Source organism: Streptococcus sp. FSL R7-0212 (genome assembly GCF_038007985.1).
Lineage (GTDB): Bacteria > Bacillota > Bacilli > Lactobacillales > Streptococcaceae > Streptococcus > Streptococcus parauberis.
Genome location: NZ_JBBOYF010000001.1, coordinates 1,321,672 through 1,347,523, shown reverse-complemented (window position 1 = coordinate 1,347,523; position 25,852 = coordinate 1,321,672). Strand labels below are relative to the sequence as shown.

The 25,852-nt window shown below is 34.9% G+C and carries 25 protein-coding genes; 17 read left to right on the top strand and 8 right to left on the bottom strand.

Features of this window, described 5'->3' with window-relative positions; genetic code table 11:
- Positions 1 to 9: 9 nt before the first annotated feature.
- From MKY69_RS06855 to MKY69_RS06835, 5 genes are all read left to right on the top strand, one after another.
- A complete protein-coding gene (locus tag MKY69_RS06855; protein WP_003107196.1) occupies positions 10 to 1,203 on the top strand; it encodes a thiolase family protein in 1,194 nt (397 codons plus the stop codon).
- Positions 1,204 to 1,342: 139 nt separating this feature from the next.
- On the top strand, positions 1,343 to 2,269 hold the full coding sequence (locus MKY69_RS06850) for a LysR family transcriptional regulator (RefSeq protein ID WP_003107195.1): 927 nt from the start codon (positions 1,343 to 1,345) through the stop codon (positions 2,267 to 2,269).
- Between the two features lie 234 nt (positions 2,270 to 2,503).
- Positions 2,504 to 2,914: a PaaI family thioesterase gene (locus MKY69_RS06845; protein ID WP_003107193.1), complete on the top strand. Its 411-nt coding sequence runs from the start codon at positions 2,504 to 2,506 to the stop codon at positions 2,912 to 2,914.
- Between the two features lie 102 nt (positions 2,915 to 3,016).
- Positions 3,017 to 3,673 carry an ABC transporter ATP-binding protein gene (locus MKY69_RS06840; protein ID WP_013794108.1) on the top strand — a complete coding sequence of 219 codons (657 nt, stop codon included), beginning with the start codon at positions 3,017 to 3,019 and terminating at the stop codon, positions 3,671 to 3,673.
- Positions 3,670 to 4,443: an ABC transporter permease gene (locus tag MKY69_RS06835; RefSeq protein WP_340791222.1), complete on the top strand. Its 774-nt coding sequence runs from the start codon at positions 3,670 to 3,672 to the stop codon at positions 4,441 to 4,443. The genes MKY69_RS06840 and MKY69_RS06835 overlap by 4 nt, the downstream gene beginning before the upstream one ends.
- A 23-nt stretch (positions 4,444 to 4,466) precedes the next feature.
- On the opposite strand, the gene MKY69_RS06830 is transcribed toward MKY69_RS06835, so the two are convergent.
- Complete coding sequence (locus tag MKY69_RS06830; RefSeq protein WP_340791221.1) at positions 4,467 to 5,951, bottom strand: DUF1846 domain-containing protein; 1,485 nt, start codon at positions 5,949 to 5,951, stop codon at positions 4,467 to 4,469.
- A gap of 423 nt (positions 5,952 to 6,374) precedes the next feature.
- Between MKY69_RS06830 and MKY69_RS06825 the strand changes: the two genes are divergently transcribed.
- Entirely contained in the window at positions 6,375 to 7,598 is a 1,224-nt protein-coding gene (locus tag MKY69_RS06825; RefSeq protein ID WP_340791219.1) for an MFS transporter, read from the top strand.
- A 184-nt stretch (positions 7,599 to 7,782) separates the two neighbouring features.
- Here MKY69_RS06825 and MKY69_RS06820 read toward each other — a convergent pair whose 3' ends face one another.
- Positions 7,783 to 8,145 carry a thioesterase family protein gene (locus tag MKY69_RS06820; RefSeq protein ID WP_076752151.1) on the bottom strand — a complete coding sequence of 121 codons (363 nt, stop codon included), beginning with the start codon at positions 8,143 to 8,145 and terminating at the stop codon, positions 7,783 to 7,785.
- A 99-nt stretch (positions 8,146 to 8,244) separates the two neighbouring features.
- Here MKY69_RS06820 and MKY69_RS06815 point away from each other — a divergent pair, with 99 nt between their 5' ends.
- Together MKY69_RS06815 and MKY69_RS06810 are read left to right on the top strand one after the other, a co-directional pair.
- On the top strand, positions 8,245 to 8,598 hold the full coding sequence (locus MKY69_RS06815) for an iron chaperone (RefSeq protein WP_076752149.1): 354 nt from the start codon (positions 8,245 to 8,247) through the stop codon (positions 8,596 to 8,598).
- Positions 8,599 to 8,606: 8 nt separating this feature from the next.
- Complete coding sequence (locus tag MKY69_RS06810; protein ID WP_340791217.1) at positions 8,607 to 9,323, top strand: pseudouridine synthase; 717 nt, start codon at positions 8,607 to 8,609, stop codon at positions 9,321 to 9,323.
- 23 nt (positions 9,324 to 9,346) lie between these two features.
- Here the strand turns inward: MKY69_RS06810 and MKY69_RS06805 are convergent, their stop codons facing one another.
- Positions 9,347 to 10,264 carry a magnesium transporter CorA family protein gene (locus tag MKY69_RS06805; RefSeq protein ID WP_340791216.1) on the bottom strand — a complete coding sequence of 306 codons (918 nt, stop codon included), beginning with the start codon at positions 10,262 to 10,264 and terminating at the stop codon, positions 9,347 to 9,349.
- 59 nt (positions 10,265 to 10,323) lie between these two features.
- Positions 10,324 to 11,565 carry an aminopeptidase gene (locus MKY69_RS06800; protein WP_340791215.1) on the bottom strand — a complete coding sequence of 414 codons (1,242 nt, stop codon included), beginning with the start codon at positions 11,563 to 11,565 and terminating at the stop codon, positions 10,324 to 10,326.
- Between the two features lie 180 nt (positions 11,566 to 11,745).
- Here MKY69_RS06800 and MKY69_RS06795 point away from each other — a divergent pair, with 180 nt between their 5' ends.
- From MKY69_RS06795 to MKY69_RS06785, 3 genes are read left to right on the top strand one after another with little or no spacing between them, the layout of a single operon-like run.
- Positions 11,746 to 11,877, top strand: coding sequence for a DUF4044 domain-containing protein (locus MKY69_RS06795; RefSeq protein WP_311982126.1), 132 nt, complete (start codon positions 11,746 to 11,748; stop codon positions 11,875 to 11,877).
- A gap of 48 nt (positions 11,878 to 11,925) precedes the next feature.
- On the top strand, positions 11,926 to 13,242 hold the full coding sequence (obgE, locus tag MKY69_RS06790) for a GTPase ObgE (protein WP_340791214.1): 1,317 nt from the start codon (positions 11,926 to 11,928) through the stop codon (positions 13,240 to 13,242).
- A 40-nt stretch (positions 13,243 to 13,282) separates the two neighbouring features.
- The gene (locus MKY69_RS06785; protein ID WP_311982128.1) at positions 13,283 to 13,444 is read left to right on the top strand and encodes a hypothetical protein; all 162 of its coding nucleotides are present in this window, start codon (positions 13,283 to 13,285) and stop codon (positions 13,442 to 13,444) included.
- On the opposite strand, the gene pnuC is transcribed toward MKY69_RS06785, so the two are convergent.
- The 4 genes from pnuC to MKY69_RS06765 form a co-directional block, all read right to left on the bottom strand.
- Complete coding sequence (gene pnuC, locus MKY69_RS06780) at positions 13,441 to 14,145, bottom strand: nicotinamide riboside transporter PnuC (protein WP_311982130.1); 705 nt, start codon at positions 14,143 to 14,145, stop codon at positions 13,441 to 13,443. The genes MKY69_RS06785 and pnuC overlap by 4 nt on opposite strands.
- A 24-nt stretch (positions 14,146 to 14,169) precedes the next feature.
- The gene (locus MKY69_RS06775) at positions 14,170 to 15,681 is read right to left on the bottom strand and encodes an ATP-binding cassette domain-containing protein (RefSeq protein WP_340791213.1); all 1,512 of its coding nucleotides are present in this window, start codon (positions 15,679 to 15,681) and stop codon (positions 14,170 to 14,172) included.
- A 322-nt stretch (positions 15,682 to 16,003) separates the two neighbouring features.
- Positions 16,004 to 16,744, bottom strand: a complete 741-nt coding sequence (locus MKY69_RS06770) for an amino acid ABC transporter ATP-binding protein (RefSeq protein WP_003107174.1) — start codon at positions 16,742 to 16,744, stop codon at positions 16,004 to 16,006.
- Positions 16,744 to 18,918 (bottom strand): ABC transporter substrate-binding protein/permease, encoded by a 2,175-nt coding sequence (locus MKY69_RS06765; protein WP_340791212.1) that lies wholly within the window; start codon positions 18,916 to 18,918, stop codon positions 16,744 to 16,746. The genes MKY69_RS06770 and MKY69_RS06765 overlap by 1 nt, the downstream gene beginning before the upstream one ends.
- A 169-nt stretch (positions 18,919 to 19,087) precedes the next feature.
- Between MKY69_RS06765 and uvrB the strand changes: the two genes are divergently transcribed.
- The 6 genes from uvrB to dltD all read left to right on the top strand — a co-directional run bounded on the left by uvrB (position 19,088) and on the right by dltD (position 25,774).
- A complete protein-coding gene (gene uvrB, locus MKY69_RS06760; RefSeq protein ID WP_340791210.1) occupies positions 19,088 to 21,079 on the top strand; it encodes an excinuclease ABC subunit UvrB in 1,992 nt (663 codons plus the stop codon).
- Between the two features lie 234 nt (positions 21,080 to 21,313).
- Complete coding sequence (locus MKY69_RS06755) at positions 21,314 to 21,448, top strand: teichoic acid D-Ala incorporation-associated protein DltX (RefSeq protein WP_445684235.1); 135 nt, start codon at positions 21,314 to 21,316, stop codon at positions 21,446 to 21,448.
- A gap of 9 nt (positions 21,449 to 21,457) precedes the next feature.
- Complete coding sequence (gene dltA, locus MKY69_RS06750; RefSeq protein WP_340791903.1) at positions 21,458 to 22,996, top strand: D-alanine--poly(phosphoribitol) ligase subunit DltA; 1,539 nt, start codon at positions 21,458 to 21,460, stop codon at positions 22,994 to 22,996.
- Positions 22,993 to 24,252: a D-alanyl-lipoteichoic acid biosynthesis protein DltB gene (gene dltB, locus MKY69_RS06745; RefSeq protein ID WP_003108242.1), complete on the top strand. Its 1,260-nt coding sequence runs from the start codon at positions 22,993 to 22,995 to the stop codon at positions 24,250 to 24,252. Before dltA ends, dltB begins: the two co-directional genes overlap by 4 nt.
- A 15-nt stretch (positions 24,253 to 24,267) precedes the next feature.
- Positions 24,268 to 24,507, top strand: a complete 240-nt coding sequence (gene dltC / locus MKY69_RS06740) for a D-alanine--poly(phosphoribitol) ligase subunit DltC (protein WP_003107171.1) — start codon at positions 24,268 to 24,270, stop codon at positions 24,505 to 24,507.
- Positions 24,500 to 25,774, top strand: coding sequence for a D-alanyl-lipoteichoic acid biosynthesis protein DltD (gene dltD, locus MKY69_RS06735; RefSeq protein ID WP_003103357.1), 1,275 nt, complete (start codon positions 24,500 to 24,502; stop codon positions 25,772 to 25,774). Before dltC ends, dltD begins: the two co-directional genes overlap by 8 nt.
- Positions 25,775 to 25,852 lie beyond the last annotated feature (78 nt).

Here is a 25,852-nt window from a genome sequence, read left to right as displayed (position 1 = left end):
GAAATAAATATGCATGAAGCTTATATAGTTGCTTACGGACGTTCAGCAATTGGAAAAGGTAATGCCAGAGGTGCTTATGCCCACAGTCGTCCTGATGATGTAGCAGCAGAAGTCTTAAAAGGTGTTATTAATCGTATTGAAGGTGATTTTGATCCTAAATATATTGAAGATGTTATTGTAGGCTGTTCTTTTCCAGAAGGCATTCAAGGGATAAATTTTGCAAGAACTATTGCCTTACGAGCTGGGTTACCACATACAGTCGCTGGTCAAACGGTTAATCGTTTTTGTTCATCTGGTCTCCAAACCATTGCGACAGCAGCCAATGCTATTATGGCTGGACAAGCAAACTGTTTAGTTGCTGGTGGTGTTGAATTCATGTCAGCAGTACCGATGGGAGGCGCAGAACCAACAGTAAATCCAACTCTTCAAAATGAAGATATTGGAGCATCCTATCCAATGGGCTTAACAGCTGAAAATGTTGCTGAACAATACCATGTGAGCCGTGAAGATCAAGATGCATTTGGTGCTGCAAGTCATCAAAAGGCATATATTGCGCAAACAAGTGGTAAATTTGAAAAAGAAATTATTCCTGTCGAAATTGAACAAATCAAGTACACAGCACAGGGACCACAAGTTGTCACAGAAACTTTTAAAACAGACCAAGGTATTCGTCCTGAATCAACGCCTGAATCACTAGGCAAATTAAGAACAGTTTTTAAAGCTGATGGTTCAGTGACAGCTGGAACATCATCTCAAATTTCTGATGGTGCTGGTTTTGTAGTTCTTATGTCTAAAGAAATGGTTGATCAATTAAATGTTAAACCTATTGCCCGTTTTGTTGGCTTTAAAGCAGTCGGTGTTGATCCAAAAGTTATGGGAATTGGTCCTGCTTATGCTATTCCAGAAGCTTTGGAAAATGCACAACTAAAATTAAAAGATATTGATCTCATTGAACTTAATGAAGCATTTGCTGCACAAGCATTAGCATCAATCCGTGAACTCGGTATTAATATGGATATTACTAACGTAAACGGTGGTGCAATTGCCTTAGGTCACCCACTTGGTGCAACAGGAGCAATCTTAACCTCACGCTTATTATCTGAAATGAGTAAACGTCCAGAAACTCGTTATGGAATGGTTTCCATGTGTATCGGAGTAGGGATGGGAGCAGCTGGTATCTTTGAATATGTCGGTGATCGTTAATTAATCTTTGTTTCTTAGTTATAAAAAACTTCGCAAGTATTTGTGAAGTTTTTTGTTTGAAAGCGTCTTCCTTGAAGCATTGTCGACATTAGATTATAATGAATGAAAAGTTATAAAAGATGACTTAGAAGAGGTAGATATGAAGTTAGATATTGCACAAATGAATTATTTGGTAGCTATCGTCGATGCGGACTATAATTTATCAGATGCTGCAAAGCAAATTTTTGTGACCCAATCAACATTGAGTCAATTTATTTCTAATTTCGAAAAAGCAGAAAATGTTAGCTTATTTATCAGAAAAAATGGACGCTTGGTTGGTTTAACACCTGTTGGCAAACAAATGTATCATGAGGTTTTAGATATTCTTAGACGCTACGATCACTTAGGTCAGATGATTGAAGTTGAGGGACAAAAACGTCGCGGTATGATTCGAATTGGAATTCCTTCAACAACTATGCGTATTCTCTTTACCAGATTTTTCCCCAATTTTTTGATGGAAAATCCTGACGTAAAAATCGAGATTGTCGAAGAGGATAATAAAACCCTAAGGCAGATGTTAATTGACAATGAGTTGCACTTTGCCATGATTGAAGAGCCGACGCATCTAGATGATAAACGTTTTGAACAACATTTGATTATTTTATCTGAGATAGCAGCATTTATGCGTCCACAGAGTCCCTTGGCAAAGAAAAAAATATTAACATGGAAAGATTTAGATGACCGATACATCACCATGTTTAGTGATGATTTTGCATCTTATGATTTGATCATGGATAAATTAGCTGAAGAAGAATCAACAGCCAAACTTTTGATGACATCATCAAGTTGGGACTATTTAGTTGAGTCTTGTGCAATTAATGATATTATAGCCATATTACCAACGGCTCGCTTTAACCGTTATATTGAACGATTAGACTATTTGGGTGTCGTTGAAAAACGGTTTGATGACCCAATCAAATATAAACCCATGTTTTGTCGACCGAAAAAAACGAAATACTCTACTGTTGAAAACTATGTTTTTGAAACCATATTAAAAGGCTTTTATAAATTTTCAAATTATCGTTAATGTCTAATTCTGACAAAAAGCTGTAAATGTTTTGGAATTGACACCTTAAACAACAAAGCTTTTGTCATTAATTGTTTATTATTTCTTTCAATCATATTGAAAAAAATTTTTAAAAAAAGCAGGTGCTAATTTTCTAAAAACCTAATAAAAGACGGTTTTTCTTTTAGAGATCCTGACTTTTTATAGTATAATAGATTTTATAATTTTAATAATACAAGTGATAAAGGATTAAAAATGGAAGACATTAACTTAAAAAAAATCGAAGTTTTTGAGAACTATCGTGTTGAAAGGGCTGAATTTGGACATGTGGTTCTTTCAACTGAAGTAATAGAAAGTTCTCTAAACTACTATGGTATTGCACATGGTGGCTATTTATTTACACTCTGTGATCAGATTGCAGGACTAGTTTCAATTTCAACTGGATTTGAAGCAGTTACCCTGCAATCAAATATCAACTATTTCAAACCTGGTAAAGCAGGACAACGCCTCTATATTCATGGTAAATGTGTTCACAATGGTAAAACAACAAAAGTAATTGATATTGAAATTAGAAATGAAGAAGATCAATTACTGACAAAAAATTCTTGTACTATGTTTGTCACAGGGACAAGTGATCGTGGAATTCCGGTTGATCAAAAAGATTAGGCTTATCCTAATCTTTTTTTGAGCATTTTCTCTGAACTTTTTAATAATAAGTGATAGACTATTAATAAGAATGATTATAAATAATATGGAGAGAGGAAAAAAATGTCACTTATTTCATTTAATCGAGTTCAGTTTGAAGTAGATAATAAAAACATCCTAAATCACGTTAATTTTACTGTCGAAGAAGGTGATTTTCTATCTATTGTTGGACCTTCAGGGAGTGGAAAGAGTACCTTGTTAAAATTAGTTTCAGGCCTCATTTCACCGACCAAAGGGGAGATTCTTTTTAATGGAAAGGATATAGCAAAGCAGGATCCAATTGAAACGCGCAAGCAACTATCTTACTGTTTTCAAACCCCCTATCTATTTGGGTCCACCGTCAAAGATAATTTAGCATTTCCTTTTGATATTCGACATGAAGAATTCAATCAAAGCCGAGTGGATCAACTCTTTACATTATTTCAAATGGATAAAACTTATTTGAATCAAGATGTCAAAAAATTGTCTGGTGGGGAAAAGCAACGTATTGCGCTGATTAGACAATTACTTTTTGAACCAAAAGTTTTGTTACTTGACGAAGTTACATCTGCACTTGACTCAGTAAATAAAGAAATTGTTGAAGGTGTTATTCAGGAATTACATCATAAAGGAATGACCATTCTATGGATAACCCATGACGCTGAGCAAAGCAAAAAGTATGCTAATAAATTATTGACGCTTGTCAAGGGACAAATAGAATCATTGGAGGTAATCAAATGAATAGCGCGGCATCAATCTCAGTACCCTCATTATTAATAGCATCTTCATTAGTCATTATTACCCTCTTTTTTTCATACTGGCAAAAATTAAGACTAGAAAAAGAAATTATTGTTGGTGCTATTCGAGCAGTAGTGCAACTCCTTTTAGTTGGCTTTGTCTTAAACTATATTTTTGGCTATGAAAATCCAATTTTTACAGCACTTTTACTTTTATTTATGATTGTTAATGCATCCTATAATGCAGCAAAACGAGGTAAAGGTATTAAAAATGGTTTTGCTATTTCATTTCTAGCAATTACTTTGGGAGCTGTCATTACCTTATCAGTATTAATTTTGTCACGTATTTTACATTTTGTTCCCAATCAAATGATTCCGGTCGGCGGAATGATTATTAGTAATTCAATGGTTGCTATTGGTTTGTGTTATAAACAACTATTGTCAGATTTTCAAAACAAACAAGAAGAAGTAGAGACTAAATTAGCTCTCGGAGCAGATATTTTACCAGCATCGATTGATATTATTCGTGATGTAATAAAAACTGGTATGGTACCAACAATTGATTCATCTAAGACTTTAGGAATTGTTTCCTTACCAGGGATGATGACTGGTCTGATATTAGCTGGTACTTCACCAATTCAAGCTGTTAAATATCAAATGATGGTTACCTTTATGCTTTTATCAACGACCTCAATTGCCTCTTTTGTAGCATCATACTTGGCATATAAAGGTTTCTTCAACGATAAAAAACAATTAGTTGTCAAACGTCAATAAAAAAAGAAGCCTAAGCTTCTTTTTTATTTTCTATAAAGTTTATGTTGTTGATATACGGGATCAAAAGTAACATTAACACCTAATTTACGAAGTACATTTTTATCTTCTTCAGTTAGTGTAACAGTAGAGTGAGCTTCACTTCCCTTAAGATTACCAAGTTCTTTCATGGCTAGGTCTGCTTCGGTGTTGCTCATTGCAGTGATTGCCAATGCAATAAGAATCTCGTTTGAATGTAATCTTGGATTATGACTGCCAAGATGTTTGACTTTTAAATTCTGAATTGGTTTAACATATTCAGGTTCAATCAAGTGTGTAGACTTGTCAATTGATGCCAATTTTTTAATAGCATTAATAACAACGGCAGCTGTAGGTCCGAAAAGGTCTGAAGTTTTTCCGGTCACGATTTGACCATTTGGAAGTTGTAATGCAAGAGCAGGAGCACCAGTAGCTTCAGATTTTTCTCGAGCAGCCATTGTCACTTGGCGGTCTGCAGGAGACACACCAATGTCATTCATCAATAATTCGATTTTTTTAACAGCTGCTTCAGAAACGCGTTCTGCTTTAAAATCAACAAGGGTTTGATAATAACGACGAATAATCTCTTGTTTAGAAGCTTCAATAGCAGCTTGTTCATCAATTATTGAATAACCTACCATATTAACGCCCATATCTGTAGGAGAAGCATATGGTGATTTGTTAAGGATTCGTTCAAAGGTTCTGTTTAAAACAGGGAATACTTCAATATCACGATTATAGTTAACAGCCGTTTTACCATATTTTTCTAAATGGAATGGGTCAATCATGTTGAGATCATCAAGGTCAGCCGTTGCTGCTTCATAGGCTAAGTTGACTGGATGATGAAGTGGTAAATTCCAGACAGGAAAGGTTTCAAACTTAGCATATCCTGACGTAATGCCATTGATTTGGTCATGGTACATTTGAGACATACAGGTTGCTAATTTACCAGAACCAGGTCCAGGTGCTGTAACAACAATTAAATTACGGCTAGTTTTGATATAATCATTTTTCCCCATACCTTCTGGTGAGATAATATGATTGATATTTGTAGGGTAACCTTTAATTGGGTAATGCAAATAAGATGCAATTCCATTTTTTTCTAATTGGTTACGAAAAATATCAGCTGCAGCCTGATTATTATATTGTGTAATAACAACTGAGCCAACATAAATATCTAATGAGTTAAATTTATCAATTAAACGAAAGACTTCTTGATCATAGGAAATACCTAAGTCACCACGAGCTTTTGAGTGCTCAATATTATTAGCATTGATAGCAATAACAATTTCAACTTGATCTTTTAGTTCTTTTAAAAGTTTAATTTTATTATCAGGTTCATATCCTGGAAGAACACGCGCAGCATGATAGTCTTCAAGCATTTTTCCACCAAACTCCATGTAAAGTTTGCCGTCAAATTGATTAATACGTTCTAAGATATGATCCCTTTGTAAATGCAAATACTTATCTGAATCAAAAGCAAGTTTTTTCATATTTTTCACCTCTGTTTAGCATTATATCAAAGAAAGACCTGTTTTTGGTGAAAATCTCTTTAAAATCTTGCTAAAAATTGTCTTTTTAAAATTTTCATCAGATTATGTTAAGAAATGAGTTGATTTCATATTTTCACAAAAACATATTTTTATGAATTACACAAATTTCTATTTTATTAAATTGTTAGATTTTAGATAATGAGAGGTTGACAAGTAAGGTTAATTCATTTATACTTATTACAATTAAATACTGCTTTAACTATGTCCCGTGAGACATGAAAGTTTAAAAAAGAGACTGCTCTTTGAGCATGCTCTAATTTTGACGGACTTTAATTGACTCAGGACTTGCTCCTGAGTCTTTTTTTGTAAAGGGTATTCAATTAATTAAGGTGAACAGAGAGTCACCATTAAAAGGAGAATTTTATGTCAAAACTATCATTAGACAAGAACAACATACGTGCTCTTGTTGGTGCAATTGTCGCTTCAGGTACAGATGACTTAAACGTCATGTTCCTAGCCTTCTCAATGTCTTCAATTATTACCGAATTAGGTATTACTGGTGCACAAGGTGGTTGGATAGCGACCATCACAAACCTAGGTATGCTATGTGGTGGCTTACTTTTTGGATTACTAGCTGACCGTCACCACAAATTCAAAGTTTTTAAATGGACTATCCTTGTCTTCTCAATTGCAACTGGTTTAATCTTCTTCACTAAAAGCATTAACTATCTTTACATCATGCGCTTCATCGCAGGTATTGGGGTAGGTGGTGAGTACGGAGTTGCCATTGCCATTATGGCTGGAATAGTACCACCTAAAAAAATGGGTCGGATTTCATCACTCAATGGGATTGCTGGACAAGTTGGTTCAATTACCTCAGCTTTATTAGCAGGATGGCTAGCGCCAACACTCGGCTGGCGAGGATTGTTCTTATTTGGTTTAGTACCAATCTTACTAGTGCTCTGGATGCAATTTGCAATAGATGATGATAACATTATCGACAGCGGACTTGATCAGAGTGAAGAAACAAGTCAGCCCGTTAAAATTAGTGAACTCTTTAAGACACCGACTTTGACAGCTCAAACACTTGCACTAATGGTGATGACAACAGTCCAAATTGCAGGATACTTTGGGATGATGAACTGGCTACCTACGATTATTCAAACAAGCCTAAGTATCTCAGTTAAAGATTCGTCGTTATGGATGGTTGCAACAATTCTAGGAATGTGTTTAGGAATGCTCACATTTGGTCAAATTTTAGATAAATTTGGCCCAAGATTAGTTTACTCAGTCTTCCTATTAGCATCATCAGTTTGTGTGTACCTCTTCCAATTTGCTAACTCAATGCCAACAATGATTATTGGTGGCGCAATTGTTGGCTTCTTTGTAAATGGGATGTTTGCAGGATACGGGGCAATGATTACAAGACTCTACCCACACTATATTCGTTCAACAGCAAACAACGTGATTTTAAATGTCGGTCGGGCAGTCGGGGGCTTCTCATCAGTTATTATTGGTAAGATTTTAGACGCATCAGGTGTTCCAATGGTTATGATCTTCCTATCTTCACTCTACTTAGTCAGCTTTGTAGCAATGTGGACAATTGGTAACTTAAAAGCAACAGTCTATCAAGCTTTAGAAAATTAAGTATAAATAAAAGGGTCTGGGACAAATGTTCTCAGACTCTATTTTTTATTTGGATTTATGACTATTAGGCAGTGGTTGAGTGGGCTCTAATAGGTAGAAAGTCAACTTTTACAGCCCTAGTCAACTTTGCAGAGGTGGAAGGACAAATCAAATTTCTAGTAAATTACTGATTTTTGTCCCAGTCTCATAGTTTTTCCAAGAATTTTTCAATGTCAATTCGAACACGTGTGTGACAAGCTTTGGCAACTAATTTTTCCCCTGCGAAAGCTTCAATCCGGAAGTCATAACGGCGTCCTTCTTCTTTCAGTGCAGTAATAATAACTGTGAGAGCTTGGCCAATTTTAGAAGCAGCAATATGAGAAATAGCTATTTCTGTACCAACTGTAGTATAGCCCTGGTCCTCGATTGTTTCTTGTGCATATAGGTATGCCGTATGTTCCATAAAGGCAACAATAGCCGGTGTGGAAAGTACTTCTAAGCTACCAGATCCTAAATGTTTGGCTGAGTGTTCAGATTTTGTATCAAATTGATGCGTATAAATTGTCATATAAAATCCTCCATTTTCTTATATTATAATACAAGTTTGTGTAGCAGTCATGGCTTTACTGTAGATTATGGTATACTAAAATAAGAAAATGAGGTAGTGATGGAAGTAAATAAAGAAGCTGTGACTGATTATATCAATAATCGACCAGATAACCATAAAGCATTTCTAAAAGCTTTAAGACTTATAATTATCGAGTCCTTACCTGAGACAGTCAATGAAGGTATTGCTTGGTCCATGGCTTCTTATTGGCAAGGGACTTATTTAATTCATTTTCAGGATTATTCACAACATTTAAATATCTATATTGGGCCAGAAGCAGTTGAGCATTTTAAAACAATTTATCCACATTTGGATTACAGTAAACGAGGGTTTAAATTGCTTCATAATCAAGAGCTACCTGAAAAAGAATTACGAGAAATGATTAAATGGCTCTATAAGACATATGCAAAATAGGATTGGTAATGAGATTAGATAAATTTTTAGTTGATGCTGGTATTGGTAGTCGTAGTCAAGTGAAGAACTTGCTTAAGAAAAAAGAGATTTTAGTTAATGGCAAGGTGGAGAGCTCTGCTAAACGACAAATTGATTCTGACAAGGATCAGATTCTTTATCAAGGGCAGGAACTTGTTTATGAAGAGTTTCTCTATTACATGTTTAATAAACCGGCCGGCGTCGTGTCAGCAACTGAAGATAATCTTCATCAGACGGTTGTCGATTTGTTAGACGACCGAGCTAGACAAAAGGAAGTCTTTCCAGTTGGACGCTTGGATAAGGATACACATGGTTTGCTGCTTTTAACCAATAATGGTGATTTAGCACATAAGTTGCTTTCTCCTAAGAAGCATGTCAATAAGATATACAAGGCTCACGTTAAAGGGGTAATGACAGAAGCAGATCAGTTGGCATTTGAAAATGGAATTCAATTGTCAGACCATCTTTGTTTGCCTGCGAATTTAGAAATTATTGATAAAGATGAAAAGAAGCAAACTTGCACAGTTAAGATTACTTTGAAAGAAGGTAAATTTCATCAGGTTAAACGAATGGTCAAGGCCTGTGGAAAAGAGGTTACTGACTTACAACGGTTGACAATGGGACCTTTGAAATTAGATAATACTCTAGGATTAGGCGAATTTCGCCGTTTAACGGATCAAGAGATAAGTAGTTTAATGGAAAACTAAAAGACACCAGGAGGTATCTTTTTTTATAACCATCTTTTATATTTGAAGAAGGTCAAAGTTGATACTAAAATAGTGATTGCTACTAAGATTACAGCTGGATAGCCCCATTTGCTGGATAATTCAGGCATATACTTAAAGTTCATTCCATACCAGCCAACTAGAATGGTTAAAGGCATACAGGAAGTCGTTACAATGGTTAAGATAGCCATAATTTTATTTTGTTTCATTTCAAGACGTCCCTGAGCTAAGTCTCTAATTTGAATAATGGTCTCTCTTAAGGTTTGAACCGTAGTTTGCAAACGAGAGACACGGGATGCAAATAAGTGAAAGAAACGCAGATTTTCGTCCTTGAAAAAATTATTTTCATTCTCACTAAATTCTTGTGCCAAATCAATCAGTTGCATATAATGTTGATTCAATTTAATTAACTTCTTGCGTATCTTATTCAACTGATGGTCATTGTTCTCTTCAACACCATCTAACACATTTTCTTCAATTTGATCCAATTCACGGTCAAAGGCTTCTAAAAGTTCAGAATCATCTTTAATGATAAACTCTAAAAAGTCATAAATAAAGCGTTCCAGACTTGGTTGCTTCCAACGTTTTGTTTTTTGGATTTTTTTTAGCAATTGTTCCACATGTTCATCACAATCGATGAAAATGATGCCACGTTCATCTAACGCAAAGGAGAAGTCCATAGCTTTACTAATCAGATCATCACGAACTGGAACTTTAAAAGTCCCTGTCAAAGAATCCAAATTGACCTCGGCCTTAGTTGAGTTGGCAGAAAAAATGTTAAAGTCCATATCAATACCCATATGGAAATCTTGTTGCAATCCTTGCCATTCTTCAGGCTTTATAACTGCCACAAATGGATGGCTACCAAAAAAAGCATCATCGAAAGTAGTTGGTTTAAGTGTTTGTAAAATTTGATAGTACATAGACCTATTATAAGCTGAGGAATTAAAAAAAGCCAGTTATTTACTGACTTTTTAATGAATTAAATTGCCCATTCTCCACCACGGAAGATTGGAATAATTTGCCCATCTTTAGTAATACCATCGATGTCCATTTTTTCAGAACCAATCATGAAGTCAACGTGTGCTGTTGAACGATTTAATCCAGCAGCTTTTAGTTCTTCGTTGTTCATTTCAGTTCCACCTTTTAAGCTAAAGGCGTAGGCTGCGCCGATTGCCAAATGGTTAGAAGCATTTTCATCAAATAGGGTATTAAAGAATGTTAGGCCTGATAATGAAATTGGTGTTTTGTGAGGAACGAGGGCAACCTCACCAAGGGCGCGTGCCCCATCATTTTCTTCAACCAAACGTTTGATTGTTTCTTCTCCTTTTTTTGCAGTAACATCAACAATTTGGCCATCTTTGAAGGTGAATTTCATATCTTCGATTACGACACCAGCATATGACAATGGTTTAGTTGATGAAACATAGCCATCTGCACGACGATAGTCAGGAGCTGAGAAAACTTCCTCAGTTGGCATATTAGCAATGAATTCTTCGCCTTGCGCATTAACACTTCCAGCAGCTTCCCAAAGATGGTTTTCAGGCATACCTAGTGTTAAATCTGTTCCTGGAGCCATATAATGTAAGGCATCAAATTGGTAATCATTAAGGATAGTTGCTTTTGCTACTAATTTTTCTTGATGTAAGTCCCATGCTTTAATTGGATCTTCTTCATAGATACGGTTCATCTTAAAGATAGCATCCCAAAGTGCATCAACTTGCTCTTCTTCAGTAGCTAAGTCAGGAAAGACCATTTTAGCCCATTCAGGACTTGAAGCGGAAACTAGGTTCCAGCTGAATTTATTGGCTTGTGACGCAGCACGTTGTTTTTCTAAGGCAATGGCAGTTGCTTTAGTCGAAGCTGATAAGCGTTCAGAATCAACTCCAGAAAAAGCATTTGGATCTGATGAACGGACAAACAAACGGCTCGTATTTTTTCCTAATAGATAATTGGATTTTTCAACAACAAAATCAGGAACATTTACTAAGCGTTCATAGTCTGCATTGATTAATTTTTCGCGAGTAATTGTATCATCGATATAATCAACAAAAACTTCAGCTGCACCAGCTTCATAAGCTTTTTTAGTAAGCATACGAGCAAAAACATGATGTTCAACAGCAATTGCAATTAAAAGCGTATGTCCTTTTTGGACATTGACACCTTTATTAATTAACAAATTAGCATATTTCTCTAAATTTGTTTGAAAATTAGGTAAAACCATTTTGGTCTCCTTATGATTATAATATTTTATTATTCTAATATAACATAAATGCCAGTAATACTCAAAAGGCTATTAAAATTAGATTATTCTCAGATAGTAAATCTTGTCTTCTGATTTGCTAATTGATACCATTCATGTTAAGATATATAAAGAAAAATATCGATAGAAGAGGTAGTAATTGTGGCTTTTGGAGAAAATGGACCTCGTAAGAAAACAGGTTTTGAAAAAATAACAATGTTTATTGTCATCTTAATGGTACTAGTAACTGTAGGTGGCTTAATTATGGGTGCCTTATCAGTATTTATGGGATAGAACGCCGTATGGCGTTTTTTTAACAGAAAAGAAAGTTAGAGAATTAAAATGAGTATGTTTTTAGATACTGCTAAGATTAGTGTTCATGCTGGTCGCGGTGGTGATGGTATGGTTGCCTTTAGGCGAGAAAAGTATGTACCAAATGGCGGCCCTTGGGGTGGTGATGGTGGTAAAGGTGGCTCAGTCATCTTTAAAGTAGATGAAGGTTTAAGAACCTTAATGGATTTCCGTTATAACCGAAAATTCCGTGCTAAAGCAGGGGAAAAAGGGATGACTAAAGGAATGCATGGCCGTGGAGCAGAAGACTTAATTGTTCCAGTTCCACAAGGAACCACTGTTAAGGATGCTGAGACTGGTAAAGTCATTATCGACTTAGTTGAACATGGTCAGGAGTTCAATATTGCTCAAGGTGGTCGTGGAGGTCGCGGAAACATTCGTTTTGCAACACCTCGTAATCCAGCACCAGAAATTGCCGAAAATGGTGAACCAGGTGAAGAACGTGAGCTGGAACTTGAGTTGAAAATTTTAGCTGATGTTGGACTTGTTGGTTTCCCATCTGTTGGTAAATCAACTTTATTAAGTGTTGTATCAGCAGCCAAACCTAAAATTGGTGCTTACCACTTTACAACAATTGTTCCTAATATTGGAATGGTTAGAACAAAGTCTGGTGATAGTTTTGCTATGGCAGATTTACCAGGTCTAATTGAAGGAGCTAGTCAAGGTGTTGGTTTAGGGACACAATTCCTACGTCACATCGAAAGAACGCGTGTTATTCTGCATATCATTGATATGTCTGCATCTGAAGGCCGTGATCCATATGATGACTACAAATCAATTAATAATGAGCTTGAAACTTATAACCTTCGTTTGATGGAACGTCCTCAGATTATTGTCGCCAATAAAATGGATATGCCAGATGCAGAAGAAAATTTAGAAGACTTCAAAGCAAAATTATATGCAGAGTATGATGAATTTGAAGAAAAACCATTAATTTACCCAATTTCGACATTAGCACAAAAAGGATTGGATAATCTTTTAGAAGCTATTTCTGAATTATTGGCTAAGACTGATGAATTCTTATTATACGATGAATCTGATTTCCAAGATGATGAAGAAGTATACTATGGCTTTGTTGGTGATGATAAGGAATTTGACATTACACGTGATGATGACGCAACTTGGATCTTATCTGGTGAAAAACTTGAGCGTCTCTTTGTCATGACTAATATGGAACGTGATGAATCAATCATGAAATTTGCTCGTCAATTACGTGGTATGGGTGTCGATGAAGCACTTCGTGAACGTGGTGCTAGAGACGGTGATATCGTTCGTATTGGTAGTTATGAATTTGAATTCGTTGATTAATCTTGCAACTATTTATTTGTTTTAGGAAAGGAGCATTCTTATGGGAGATAAACCCATATCTTTTAGAGATAAGGATGGCAACTTCGTTTCAGCAGCTGATGTTTGGAATGCTGAAAAACTAGAGAAACTTTTTAACCAACTTAATCCCAATCGACGTTTACGTTTAGAGCGGGAAAAACTAGAAAAAAAGAATGAAGCCTAAAGCTCATTCTTTTTTTCTATGGCCACTAATTGGAATTTTTGGATTCTTAGCCAGTTCAAATAGGTGTAGATATCACTTACCAGAAATGTCGCAAAGCAAATGACTAAAGCATAGTGACTACTATCTGATTGTGCTTCAAACAGCCATAAGGCAATTAAGATTATATCATTTAAACAATAAGCTAAAGCAAAATTAGGACTTCTCTTATAAGTAAGAAAGGTACCAGCAAAAGCAGTCGCTATGGAAAGCGTTGAAACCAGTAAAAATGGTGTATGAAATATTCCTAAAATATAATAGAATATGACAGTAATCAGAACGGTTAGAAGAAATAATAAATAGTAATCCTTAACTTTGACTTGACTGATTGTAACTTGTGCCTTTTTTCCTTGGAAAGGATGACTCAGCCAGGACAAAAGTGAAAATACAGCCATAGGTAGAGTTAGACAACTATAGGTAATCAGCTCACTATAGTAGTTATTTCGTAGGGCTAGGTAGGCATAAATCACAGCAAAAATAATAATTAATCCCTGACCAATAGGATTACCTTTGGCTGAAAAAATTAAGGAAGTAATTCCGATCATTGAAGCTAAGATAGCTAAAGGCTCTTGATTACCAAAATAGATTGATGTACTAAGAATAGCCAAGATTGAAAATAACCACAATGACCATTCAGTAATAGTGAAATAACGTAATGTTTTCATGTACTAATTCAAACACAGACGAGACTATCTGTCAATAGCTTGGGCTAATAAATCATTATCAGTTAATTGAAAAATAGAGAAACCTGTTTCATTAATAAAATAGGCATCATGGGAAACAGAAATGATTGCACCAGGATAATCCATAAATAATTGGCGAACTAAAGGTTGACTTGTCGGTGAAAAATGTCTAGTTGGTTCATCCAAAATTAATAGATTATTTTTATCTAATACCATTTTTGCTAAAAACAGTTTAGCCCTTTGACCACCAGATAACTGACCAAAACCATGCTTGATTTCCTCCCTCGTGAATTGCAAACTAGCCAAAATCGATTTGATATCCTCAAGAGGGTAATCGTCTAAAAATTCCAGGGGACTTTGCTCAGGATTTAAAAGCTCTTCATAGTTTTGTGGCATATAGCCAATCGACAAAGTCGGATCAGCTTGTAGGGTTTCAAGGATATATTTTAATAACTTGGTTTTACCAATTCCATTTAGACCAGCAATGACGACCTTGTCTTGTCCTTTAACCAAGAAAGAGATGACCTGACCACTAATCAAGACTTGATCCTGCAAGTGCAAGATAGTTCGCTGCTTGGCCAAGCGAGGAATATCCGTGAAGAATAAGTTAAGACTATCCATTTCCAGGGGTGCTTTGGTCAACTGATTCTGATCTTTTGCTAACCGACTTTCCTGTGATTTAAGAGCTTTCATTTTTTTAGCTAATAAGCGTCCAGCAGTAGAATCTTTTGTATGTTCAAGTTGATGTTGTACACTTTCATGGACGCGTTTAAAGCGAGCTTCCTTCTTGTCAAACTCTTCTTTTTCCTTATTGGCTAATTGACTCTGTTTCACAAAAGCTGCTAGCCTATTTGTGATATAGTCGGAATAGTTGGTTTTTGAGAAATGATATGATGCAACAGTTCGCTTTTTGACTAATTCAAGATGAAGAATTGCAGTTGCGCAAGCTTCTAACAAGGCTTGATCATGAGAAATAAAAATAATAGTCAGTGGACTTGTCTTGATAAATTGCGCTAGCCATTCTAAAGAGGTCAAGTCCAAATCAGCCGAAGGTTCATCTAAGAGAAGAAGGTCAGGGCCATGTGCTAAGAGCTTCTTCAATTGAAGCTTGAGTCGTTCGCCACCTGATAAATCCTTCATTTTCAACTGATCATTTTCTAAATGATCAGTCTTAAAGTTGAGTTGGTTTGCAAGTTGGTAGAAATGATTGAAGTCAAACATATCATAATCTAAATCCTGATAAAGAAATTCTGAAGGACTTAGGTTGAGGACACTTTTTTCAAGACTTTGTGGTAAGTAGGCTAGTTTTTTAAATTGGTTAGTAATTTGACCTTCTATATCTAAATATGATGAAATCAAGTTAGGTTGATAAATAGCTTGTAGTAGACTAGATTTTCCAGTACCTTCTTCACCGATGATTCCTAATTTTTCACCTGTTGATAATGTAAAGCTTAGCTTATCTGTCAATTTACTTAAATCATTTTGATGGGTTAATGTAACATTTATTATTTGTAGCATATAGTCTCCTTTTTGTGAGTAATCTATTAAAAAGAAGAGAAAAAAACTTTCTACCCTAGCAAGTAGAAAGTCAAGAAGATGCAAATAAATAAACTACCAAAAAAGACGTAGTTTGAGATATAGAGCACACTAAAAAACTAAAGACTTGATAAGGCTATCTTCTTTTAGTTTTTTAGTTATCCATTGCTCTTTGTACCTCCGAGTTGTAATTACTTGTATGATAGCATCAAAAAGAATGCCTGTCAAATTTAAATTAGAAAACTTTAACAAAATAATACAAAAAAGATTGGTAATGGCGTTGCGCCCCTCCAATCTTTTTTGTTTATACATTAAGAACTTTATCTAAAAATTCAATGAGGCGAGGATGTTTTGGATTATCAAAGATATCCTCTGGTCGACCATCCTCTAGGAATTGACCACCGTCAGTAAAGATAACACGATTTGCTACTTGGCGGGCAAATCCCATTTCATGGGTAACGATTAACATAGTCATGCCTTGCTCAGCTAAGTCACGCATAACATTGAGAACGTCACCAACCATTTCCGGGTCAAGTGCAGAAGTAGGTTCATCAAACAACATAATATCTGGATTCATTGCTAAACTACGGGCAATTGCCACACGTTGTTTTTGACCTCCAGATAAACTACCAGGATAAGCATCGGCTTTGTCCGATAAACCAACTTTTTCTAGTAGTTCTTTACCATGTTGTCTAGCAATTTCTTTCGTTTCTTTACCAAGCTCAACTGGTGCAAACATAATATTTTCAAGTACAGTCATATGTGGGAAAAGATTGAAATGTTGGAAAACCATACCGATATTTTCACGAGCTTTATCAATGTTGGTGTGTGGATCTGATAATTCAAAACCATCTACAACAACTTTACCTGAAGTAATTGATTCTAGTAAGTTTAGGGTACGAAGGAAAGTTGATTTTCCTGAGCCAGAAGGACCAATGATACAAACGACATCCCCTTCATAGAATTTAGCATCAATTCCTTTTAATACTTCATTTTGTCCAAAATATTTATGTAAATCTTGAACATCAATTTTTAATTCTGCCATTATTTAAACCTCTTTTCCAAACGTTTTGCAAGTCTAGTAAGGAAAGTAATCATGATTAAGTAAATGATTGCTAAAATAGCATACATACGGAATGATTGATAGTTCCTTGCAATGATAATTTTACCAGTTTGGAATAATTCAACTAGACCGATTGCTGAAACGATAGTTGTATCTTTTAAAGAAATAACAAACTGATTGATAAAGTTGGGCAACATCACTTTAATTGCTTGAGGAAGGATAACTTTACGCATTGTAATTTTATAAGGGATACCAAGACTTCGACTGGCTTCCATTTGTCCTAATGGAACTGCCTCAATTCCACCACGAACAATCTCAGCAATATAAGCACCACCATTTAAGGAAAGGGCAATAGTAGCAGCTAAGAAATCATTAATTGGTGATTGATGACCTGTCATGCTTTCAATCAGGTTAGGTATACCCCAGAAAATAAATGCTGCAACAATCATTAATGGAACACCACGAACCACATCAACAAATATAGAAGAAATGATACGTAATGCTTTACTTGGAGCAACTGCCATCATCCCAAAGATTAATCCAATTATCATGGCAATCGCAAATGAGATAAGTGTTAAACTTAGAGTTGTCCATAGACCACTTAGTAATTGATTATAGTTATTTGACACTAAGCCACTCATTGTTGACTCATCAGCACCTTTATTAGCCATTTTTTTATCATCTTCAGAAGATAAATAATTGTTAACAATCTTATCATATTGTCCTGTTTTTTTCAGTTTAGCAAGACCATTGTTAAACATTTCTATTAGTTCTGGGTTAGTTCCTTTTTTAACGGCAAAACCATACTCTCCAGAAGGTTCTCCATTAATAGGTGTATCAAACTTACGGCCTTGTTGAATTGAATACTTAAGGATAGCTTCATCATCCATTAGAGCTTTGATTGAGCCTGAATTTAAACTATCGTACATTGAAGAAGCCTCATCAAATGCTTTTAGTTTAAAATTATATTTATCCTTAATTTTGTCTAGGAAATCATATGATGCAGTCCCTTTTTTAGCACCTACAGTAGTTCCTTTTAAGTCTTTGTAAGCTTTGATAGAATTTCCTGATTTAACACCAAGCAAGATATTAGATGTATAGTAAGAATCTGAGAAATCAAAAATTTCTTTGCGAGTATCAGTTATAGACATCCCAGCAATCGCTGCATCAGCTTGAGCAGATTGGACAGCATTTAAAGCCGCATCAAATCCTGGATTTGAAACTTCAATTTTAAATCCTTGTTGTTTGGCAATTGCTTTAATTAAGTCCATATCGATTCCGACGTATTTGCCTTTACCATTTTGGAATTCAAATGGTGCAAATGAAGAATCGGCAACAATTTTATATGTTTCTTTAACAGGTTTTGCTTTGTTATTTGCATCTCCAGTAGATGTTAAAGTTGTACTAACTTCTTTACCTAACCATTTATCCATGATCTTTTGGTAAGTTCCGTCAGCCTTCATCTCTTTCAAAGCAGTGTTGAAATCATTAATCAAGTAATCATATTTGCTACCTTTTTTAATAGAGAAGCCAAAGCTACCAATAGCTTCACCGTCCATATTTATAGCTAAATCTTGATTTTGATTAATTGCAAATTGAATGACAGGTTGATCATCCATTACAGCTTGCACAGAACCTGTTGCTAAGCTATTATACATTAAATCACCTGTATCAAAAGTTTTTACCTTAAAGCCATATTTATCTTTGTTTTGATCTAAAAATGTTTGCGAAGCTGTTCCATTTTTTACACCAACTGTTTTGCCTTTTAATTGACTGTACTTACTAATTGGATGTGCTTTTTTTGTTGCAATAACTATTTTTGTATCATAATATGGGTCAGAAAAATTAAACACTTTTTGACGTTCTTCAGTAATTGTTGTTCCGGCCATTAGAGCATCAGCTTGACCTGACTGAACAGCATTTACTGCAGCATCAAAACCTGGATAGGTCATTTTATAATCCCAATTTTGACGTTTTGCTACTTCATTAATAATATCAACATCAATTCCTTTATAGACCTGATCGGAATCTTTGTATTCAAATGGTGCATAGGCAGTGTCTGAAACGATTTTAATGGTTTCAGCGCTAGCAATTCCCCCAAACAAAAGTGTTGTGGATAGGATTGCCAGCATAAAGACTTTTAATTTGTTCTTCATACGTGTCTCCTTTTAAAATATTTGTTAATTATATCAGAATATTTTGAAGATAGCAAGAAAATCGATGCCTCATGTTAGAAAACCTAACATCGATAAAATTAGTTTTAGAAATTAGCATTTTATTCTTCCTATGTTAAAATAGGACTAAGGAATAAAAAGAGGACAAAAAATGATTGATAAACGAATTGATAAACCATTTCACTTGGTTTCTAAATATCAACCTTCTGGGGATCAACCACAAGCTATAGAAGAGCTGGTTGATAATATTGAAGGTGGTGAAAAGGCCCAGATTTTGCTTGGTGCGACTGGTACTGGTAAGACTTTTACGATGAGTCAAGTTATAAACAGAGTGAACAAACCCACGCTTGTTATAGCCCATAATAAAACTTTAGCGGGCCAATTGTATGGTGAATTTAAAGAGTTTTTCCCTGATAATGCTGTTGAGTATTTTGTATCTTACTATGATTATTATCAACCGGAAGCCTATGTACCTTCTAGTGATACCTATATTGAAAAAGATTCTTCGGTCAATGATGAAATTGATAAGCTTCGCCATTCTGCCACATCTTCTTTGTTAGAACGAAATGATGTTATTGTAGTTGCTTCAGTATCATGTATTTATGGTTTGGGATCACCCAAAGAGTATGCAGATTCTGCCGTCTCTCTAAGACCTGGTCAAGAAATCTCACGTGATCAATTATTAAACCAATTAGTTGATATTCAATTTGAACGCAACGACATTGATTTCCAACGGGGCCGGTTCCGTGTTCGAGGCGATGTTGTTGAAGTCTTTCCGGCTTCTCGCGACGAGCATGCCTTTCGTGTTGAATTCTTTGGGGACGAAATTGATCGAATCAGAGAGATTGAAAGTCTCACAGGCAAGATACTTGGCGAAGTTGACCACCTAGTGCTCTTCCCAGCCACCCACTTTGTGACTAACGATGAACACATAGAGACCTCGATAGCAAAAATTCAAGCAGAACTGGAAGAGCAACTTAAGTTGTTTGAAAGTGAAGGGAAGCTTTTAGAAGCGCAGCGATTAAAACAAAGAACAGAATATGACATTGAAATGCTCCGAGAAATGGGGTATACAAATGGTGTCGAGAATTATTCGCGTCATATGGATGGTCGTGCTGCTGGTGAGCCGCCTTATACCCTGCTTGACTTTTTCCCTGAAGATTTCATAATTATGATTGATGAAAGTCACATGACTATGGGTCAAATCAAAGGGATGTATAATGGTGACCAAGCCCGTAAGAAAATGCTAGTAGATTATGGTTTTAGACTTCCTTCTGCGCTTGATAATCGTCCTTTACGTCGTGAGGAATTTGAAAGTCATGTTCATCAGATTGTCTATGTATCTGCCACTCCAGGCGACTACGAGATGGAACAGACAGATACAATCATTGAGCAAATTATCCGTCCAACTGGACTGTTAGATCCAGAAGTCGAAATTCGTCCTTCAATGGGACAAATGGATGATTTACTTGGTGAAATTAATACGCGAGCTGAAAAGGGTGAGAGAACCTTTATTACAACCTTAACTAAAAAGATGGCAGAAGATTTAACAGACTATCTTAAAGAGATGGGGGTTAAGGTCAAGTATATGCATAGTGATATTAAAACACTAGAACGAACAGAGATTATTCGTGATCTTCGTTTAGGGGTATTTGATGTCTTAATTGGAATTAACTTATTGCGTGAAGGAATTGACGTTCCAGAAGTAAGTTTAGTTGCTATTTTAGATGCTGATAAAGAAGGTTTCTTACGAAATGAACGGGGTCTGATTCAGACGATTGGTCGTGCAGCTCGTAACTCCGAAGGACATGTTATTATGTATGCTGATAAAATGACTGAATCTATGCGGAAAGCTATTGATGAAACTGCTCGTCGTCGTCAAATCCAGATTGACTATAACACAGAACATGACATTACGCCAAAAACAATTAAAAAAGAAATTCGTGATTTAATTGGTATCAGTAAAGGCAAAGGTGCTGATGTAGAAGAAACAAGTCCTGACTATACTGCAATGAACAAATCAGAACGTAAAGAAGCCATTAAGAAATTGCAAAAACAAATGCATGAAGCAGCCGAAATGCTTGATTTCGAATTGGCGGCCCAAATTCGTGATATTGTCATTGAATTAAAAACAATGGATTAACCTTAAAAAAGCTAAAATAATTTAGCTTTTTTTATTTGTTCTCTTTTATTAAGTAATTTTTAAGGATGTTATCGTAAAACTGATTTTAAAAAAAGGTTATACCAGTTTGTTTTCAACATATTATTACAATAATTTTCTATTTAATAATATAAATTTCATCTTGCTCTAATCATTAAATTAAGGTAAAATTTTTCTAGTACCTAGACTTGAATGAGGTAATGAATGAATCAAGAAATGAACAAAAAAATGAGAGATTGTCTAATTTTCTTAGGTAAGATAGTTCTCTATTATTTTATATTTATGCTATTAGTTTACTTTTTTGCCTATGCCGGTCATTTTCAAGGAAGTTTTATTTACAATGAATTTTAGGAGAAGATGATGATTACAAATATGATTGAACAAATAGAACACTTTGCATCTGTCTCCGGTGACAGCTTTGTTTACGATTGTTTGGGAAAGAAAAACACATATTCAGAATTGAAACAACATTCTGATAGCATTGCCTCACATATAGACAGTTTAAATTTGGAGGAAAAGTCTCCTGTTTTAGTCTTTGGAGCACAGTCTTATGATATGCTAGCAACCTTTGTTGGTTTAACTAAATCTGGTCATGCCTATATACCGGTAGATGTTCATTCGGCTATAGATAGAATAAATGACATCATTGATGTTGCTAATCCTAGCTTGATCATCGCAATTGAAGATTTTCCTCTAGAGAATATTTCTTGTCCAATTATTGATTTTGCAGAAATTGATAAGATTAAAGCAAATAAAGTAAGCTACCAGCTTGATCATTGTGTTGTAGGAGATGATAACTACTATATTATTTTTACTTCAGGGACAACTGGTAAACCTAAAGGTGTACAAATTTCACATAATAACCTGCTTAGCTATACCAATTGGATGATTACAGATAAATCTTTTAATATTAATCAAAAACCACAGATGTTAGCTCAGGCACCCTATTCATTTGACTTATCTGTTATGCATTGGGCACCAGCTTTGGCTCTGGGAGGAACTTTGTTTGCCTTACCTAAGGAAATTTTAGGTGACTATAAATTATTATTCAAAACAATTACTAATTTGCCGATAGAAATCTGGACGTCAACACCGTCATTTGTCGATATGGCAATGCTTAGTGAAGATTTTTGTCAGGAAAAATTACAGCAACTGACCCATTTCTATTTTGATGGAGAAGAATTGACTGTCGCGACAGCAAAGAAATTATTTGAACGTTTTCCAAATGCTCAAATTATTAATGCTTATGGTCCGACAGAAGCAACAGTAGCTTTGTCCGCTATTCAAATTACAAAAGAAATGACTGAAACACTGACTCGACTACCTATTGGTTATCCAAAATCAGATTCACCAACTTTTATTGTTGATGAGGAGTTAAATATTTTAGAACCGGGTAAACAAGGGGAAATTATTGTTACAGGTCCAGCGGTTTCTAAAGGTTACTTAAACAACCCTGAAAAAACAGCTGAAGCTTTCTTTACCTTTAACGATCAACAAGCTTATCATACAGGCGACCTAGGACAATTAACAGATGATAATATCCTTTTATATGGTGGGCGACTTGATTTCCAAATCAAATATAGTGGTTACCGTATTGAATTAGAGGATGTTTCTCAACAGTTAAATCAGTCTCCATTTGTTGAGGCGGCAGTAGCTGTTCCTCGCTACAATCAGCAGCATAAGGTTCAAAACTTGTTAGCTTTCATTATTGTAAAAGAAGGTGTAGCGGAGCAATTCAGCAACGAGCGTGAAATGACAAAGGCTATCAAAGAATCAGTTTCAAATAACATGATGCCCTATATGATGCCTTCTAAATTTTTCTTTAAATCAGAACTTCCTTTGACTCCTAATGGGAAGATTGATATTAAAGGGTTGATTGCTGAGGTTAATAAACAATGATAAGGTTTTTAGAATCAATTCCCTATCTGGAACCTTATGCTAACCCTCAGTACTTTCTATATTTGTTGCTCTTTTTGCTTCCCATTGTAATTGGAATTTTTAAAGGAAAAAGATTTCCAATTTATGAGTTTTTAGTCTCATTCTTATTTATTGCTTTGATGTTTGGTGAGAACAATTATTATCAATTGTTAGCTTTTATCCTTTATATGATTTGGCAGACTATCTGTGTCTTTGCCTATAAATTGTATAGAAAAGACCATAATCAAACCTTTATATTTTATCTAGCAACTTTTTTGGTTATTTTTCCTTTGCTTTGTGTAAAAGTAGTACCAATTCTAGCTTTTGATGAAAGGCAATCACTATTTTCTTTCTTAGGTATTTCCTATTTAACCTTTAAATCAATTGGAATGATTGTAGAAATGCGTGATGGCACCTTAGAGGATTTTAGCTTAGTATCCTTCCTACGCTTTATTATTTTCCTTCCAACTTTCTCTAGCGGACCTATTGACCGCTATCGTAGATTCAATGAAGATTATGAAACTATTCCAAATCAAGATGAGTATTTCAAGTTGCTGGAAAAAGCTATCAACTATATTATGTTGGGCTTCTTATATAAATTTATTATTTCTTATGTTTTAGGTAATATCTTACTACCAACTATTCAAGCTAAAGCATTAAAAACGGGTACACTTTTCAGTCTTCCAACTTTAGGAGTCATGTATGGATATGGTTTAAATCTCTTCTTTGATTTTGCTGGTTACTCCATGTTTGCGATTGCTATCTCATATATAATGGGGATTAAAACTCCAGAAAACTTCAATAAGCCATTCCTTTCTCCCAATTTAAAAGAATTTTGGAATCGTTGGCATATGTCTTTGTCATTTTGGTTTAGAGATTTTGTCTTTATGCGACTAGTTCATTTATTCTTTAAAAATAAGACCTTTAAAAATCGTAATACAACATCCAGTGTCGCTTACCTTGTGAACATGTTGGTTATGGGATTCTGGCATGGGTTTACTTGGTATTACATTGCTTACGGATTATTTCACGGGATTGGTCTTATTCTGACTGATATTTGGCTTCGAAAGAAAAAAGAAATTAACCGAAAACGTAAGAAAAAAGGCCTAAAACCATTGTTTGAAAGTCAATTGTTCCATCTTTTCTCCATTGTTTTTACTTTCCATATCGTAATGATTTCCTTATTAATTTTCTCTGGATTTCTAAATGATCTATGGTTCCCAACTATTCCAAAATAAAAAGAGGTATACAAAATGAATACATTAGAAACTGTTATTAACCTATTTGATCGTCTATTTATGGAGGACGTATCTGATATTTTAGACGAGGATTTATTTGATGCTGGCGTGTTAGATAGCTTAGGAACCGTAGAGTTAATCGTGGAACTTGAAAATATTTTTAATATTAAGGTGCCCATCTCAGAATTTGGACGTGAAGACTGGAATACTGTAAATAAAATTGTCGCAGGTGTAGAGGAACTTCAAAATGCTTAAGAAATTTTGGCATCTTTTAGGGCCAGTAATTTTAGCATTGAGCTTAGTGGTCATTACCCTATTAAGTTTTCCTTCACATCTAAAACTCTCTTTTAAACAGGAACGAGAAAATGCAGTATCCTTAACTGATAATTCCTTTAAAAATGGGGAAATAAAGACACAAGCTTTCACTGATCAAAAGAAAAATTTTGTCCCATTTTTTGGCTCTAGTGAATGGAGTCGAATGGATAGCATGCATCCTTCAGTACTAGCAAAAAAATATCATCGCAATTATATTCCCTACTTAGTTGGGAAACGTGGTACGCAAAGTTTATCACATTATTTTGGTCTCCAACATATGACGCCATATATGGAAAACAAAAAAGCAGTTTTTGTTATTTCTCCACAGTGGTTTAGTAGTCAAGGGACTGATGGTCAGGCTGTTCAAAAATATTTGTCCAATACCCAAGTTATTGATTTTATTTTACAAGCAAATCCCAAGGATGAAGAAGCTCATATTGCTGCTCAACGTTTGCTCATATTAAATCCAAGTGTTGTTTACTCAGGTTACTTAAAGAAAATCAGTAAAGGTGAACCAATCAGTCAGGTTAAACTCAGTTATCTTAAAAGTTCAGCTTATTTATCCAAGAAAGTAGAAGTACTATTTAGTCACCTGTCTTACTCAAAATCCTATCAAGATAAAATTTATCCAAGAACAAAAGGGCTACCAAAGCATTTTTCATATGAAACTTTGAATAAACTTGCTGATCGTCGTGGACAGATAGCAACTTCAAACAATCCATTCAAAATTAGCAATACATTTTTTACTGGTCGTATAGCTAAGAATATGAAACGTTTAAAAGGCTTTCAATCTAAAGAATCCTATATTATTTCTCCAGAGTATACCGATTTTCAATTAGTATTGTCACAGTTTGCTAAGAAAAATATAGATGTAATGTTTGTTGTTACGCCTGTTAATAAAGAGTGGGCTGCTTATACAGGTTTAGATTTACAAAAATATCAAGACGCAGTTCAAAAGATAAAATTCCAATTACAGGCTCAAGGTTTTAATAATATCACTGATTTAAGCCAGGATGGTGGTAAACCTTATTTTATGAATGATACAATTCATTTAGGATGGAATGGCTGGTTAGCTTTCGATAAGCAAGTTCAACCATTTTTAGCAACTCAAACCACTAAAGTAAAATATGATATTGATAGTTATTTCTATACTAAAGAATGGGCTAATTTAACTTATAAAGAAATGAAAACCAAAACGGTAAAATAGTTTTGGTTTTATTATATCCTTTAACAAATTTTACGCAATCGATTGCATAATTGGGTTGAAATATAGTATAATAGATTG

Coding starts and splice junctions, on each gene's coding strand:
- MKY69_RS06855 (WP_003107196.1), top strand. CDS start 10: ATGCATGAAGCTTATATAGTTGCTTACGGACGTTCAGCAATTGGAAAA.
- MKY69_RS06850 (WP_003107195.1), top strand. CDS start 1,343: ATGAAGTTAGATATTGCACAAATGAATTATTTGGTAGCTATCGTCGAT.
- MKY69_RS06845 (WP_003107193.1), top strand. CDS start 2,504: ATGGAAGACATTAACTTAAAAAAAATCGAAGTTTTTGAGAACTATCGT.
- MKY69_RS06840 (WP_013794108.1), top strand. CDS start 3,017: ATGTCACTTATTTCATTTAATCGAGTTCAGTTTGAAGTAGATAATAAA.
- MKY69_RS06835 (WP_340791222.1), top strand. CDS start 3,670: ATGAATAGCGCGGCATCAATCTCAGTACCCTCATTATTAATAGCATCT.
- MKY69_RS06830 (WP_340791221.1), bottom strand. CDS start 5,951: ATGAAAAAACTTGCTTTTGATTCAGATAAGTATTTGCATTTACAAAGG.
- MKY69_RS06825 (WP_340791219.1), top strand. CDS start 6,375: ATGTCAAAACTATCATTAGACAAGAACAACATACGTGCTCTTGTTGGT.
- MKY69_RS06820 (WP_076752151.1), bottom strand. CDS start 8,145: ATGACAATTTATACGCATCAATTTGATACAAAATCTGAACACTCAGCC.
- MKY69_RS06815 (WP_076752149.1), top strand. CDS start 8,245: ATGGAAGTAAATAAAGAAGCTGTGACTGATTATATCAATAATCGACCA.
- MKY69_RS06810 (WP_340791217.1), top strand. CDS start 8,607: ATGAGATTAGATAAATTTTTAGTTGATGCTGGTATTGGTAGTCGTAGT.
- MKY69_RS06805 (WP_340791216.1), bottom strand. CDS start 10,264: ATGTACTATCAAATTTTACAAACACTTAAACCAACTACTTTCGATGAT.
- MKY69_RS06800 (WP_340791215.1), bottom strand. CDS start 11,565: ATGGTTTTACCTAATTTTCAAACAAATTTAGAGAAATATGCTAATTTG.
- obgE (WP_340791214.1), top strand. CDS start 11,926: ATGAGTATGTTTTTAGATACTGCTAAGATTAGTGTTCATGCTGGTCGC.
- MKY69_RS06785 (WP_311982128.1), top strand. CDS start 13,283: ATGGGAGATAAACCCATATCTTTTAGAGATAAGGATGGCAACTTCGTT.
- pnuC (WP_311982130.1), bottom strand. CDS start 14,145: ATGAAAACATTACGTTATTTCACTATTACTGAATGGTCATTGTGGTTA.
- MKY69_RS06775 (WP_340791213.1), bottom strand. CDS start 15,681: ATGCTACAAATAATAAATGTTACATTAACCCATCAAAATGATTTAAGT.
- MKY69_RS06770 (WP_003107174.1), bottom strand. CDS start 16,744: ATGGCAGAATTAAAAATTGATGTTCAAGATTTACATAAATATTTTGGA.
- MKY69_RS06765 (WP_340791212.1), bottom strand. CDS start 18,918: ATGAAGAACAAATTAAAAGTCTTTATGCTGGCAATCCTATCCACAACA.
- uvrB (WP_340791210.1), top strand. CDS start 19,088: ATGATTGATAAACGAATTGATAAACCATTTCACTTGGTTTCTAAATAT.
- MKY69_RS06755 (WP_445684235.1), top strand. CDS start 21,314: ATGAACAAAAAAATGAGAGATTGTCTAATTTTCTTAGGTAAGATAGTT.
- dltA (WP_340791903.1), top strand. CDS start 21,458: ATGATTACAAATATGATTGAACAAATAGAACACTTTGCATCTGTCTCC.
- dltB (WP_003108242.1), top strand. CDS start 22,993: ATGATAAGGTTTTTAGAATCAATTCCCTATCTGGAACCTTATGCTAAC.
- dltC (WP_003107171.1), top strand. CDS start 24,268: ATGAATACATTAGAAACTGTTATTAACCTATTTGATCGTCTATTTATG.
- dltD (WP_003103357.1), top strand. CDS start 24,500: ATGCTTAAGAAATTTTGGCATCTTTTAGGGCCAGTAATTTTAGCATTG.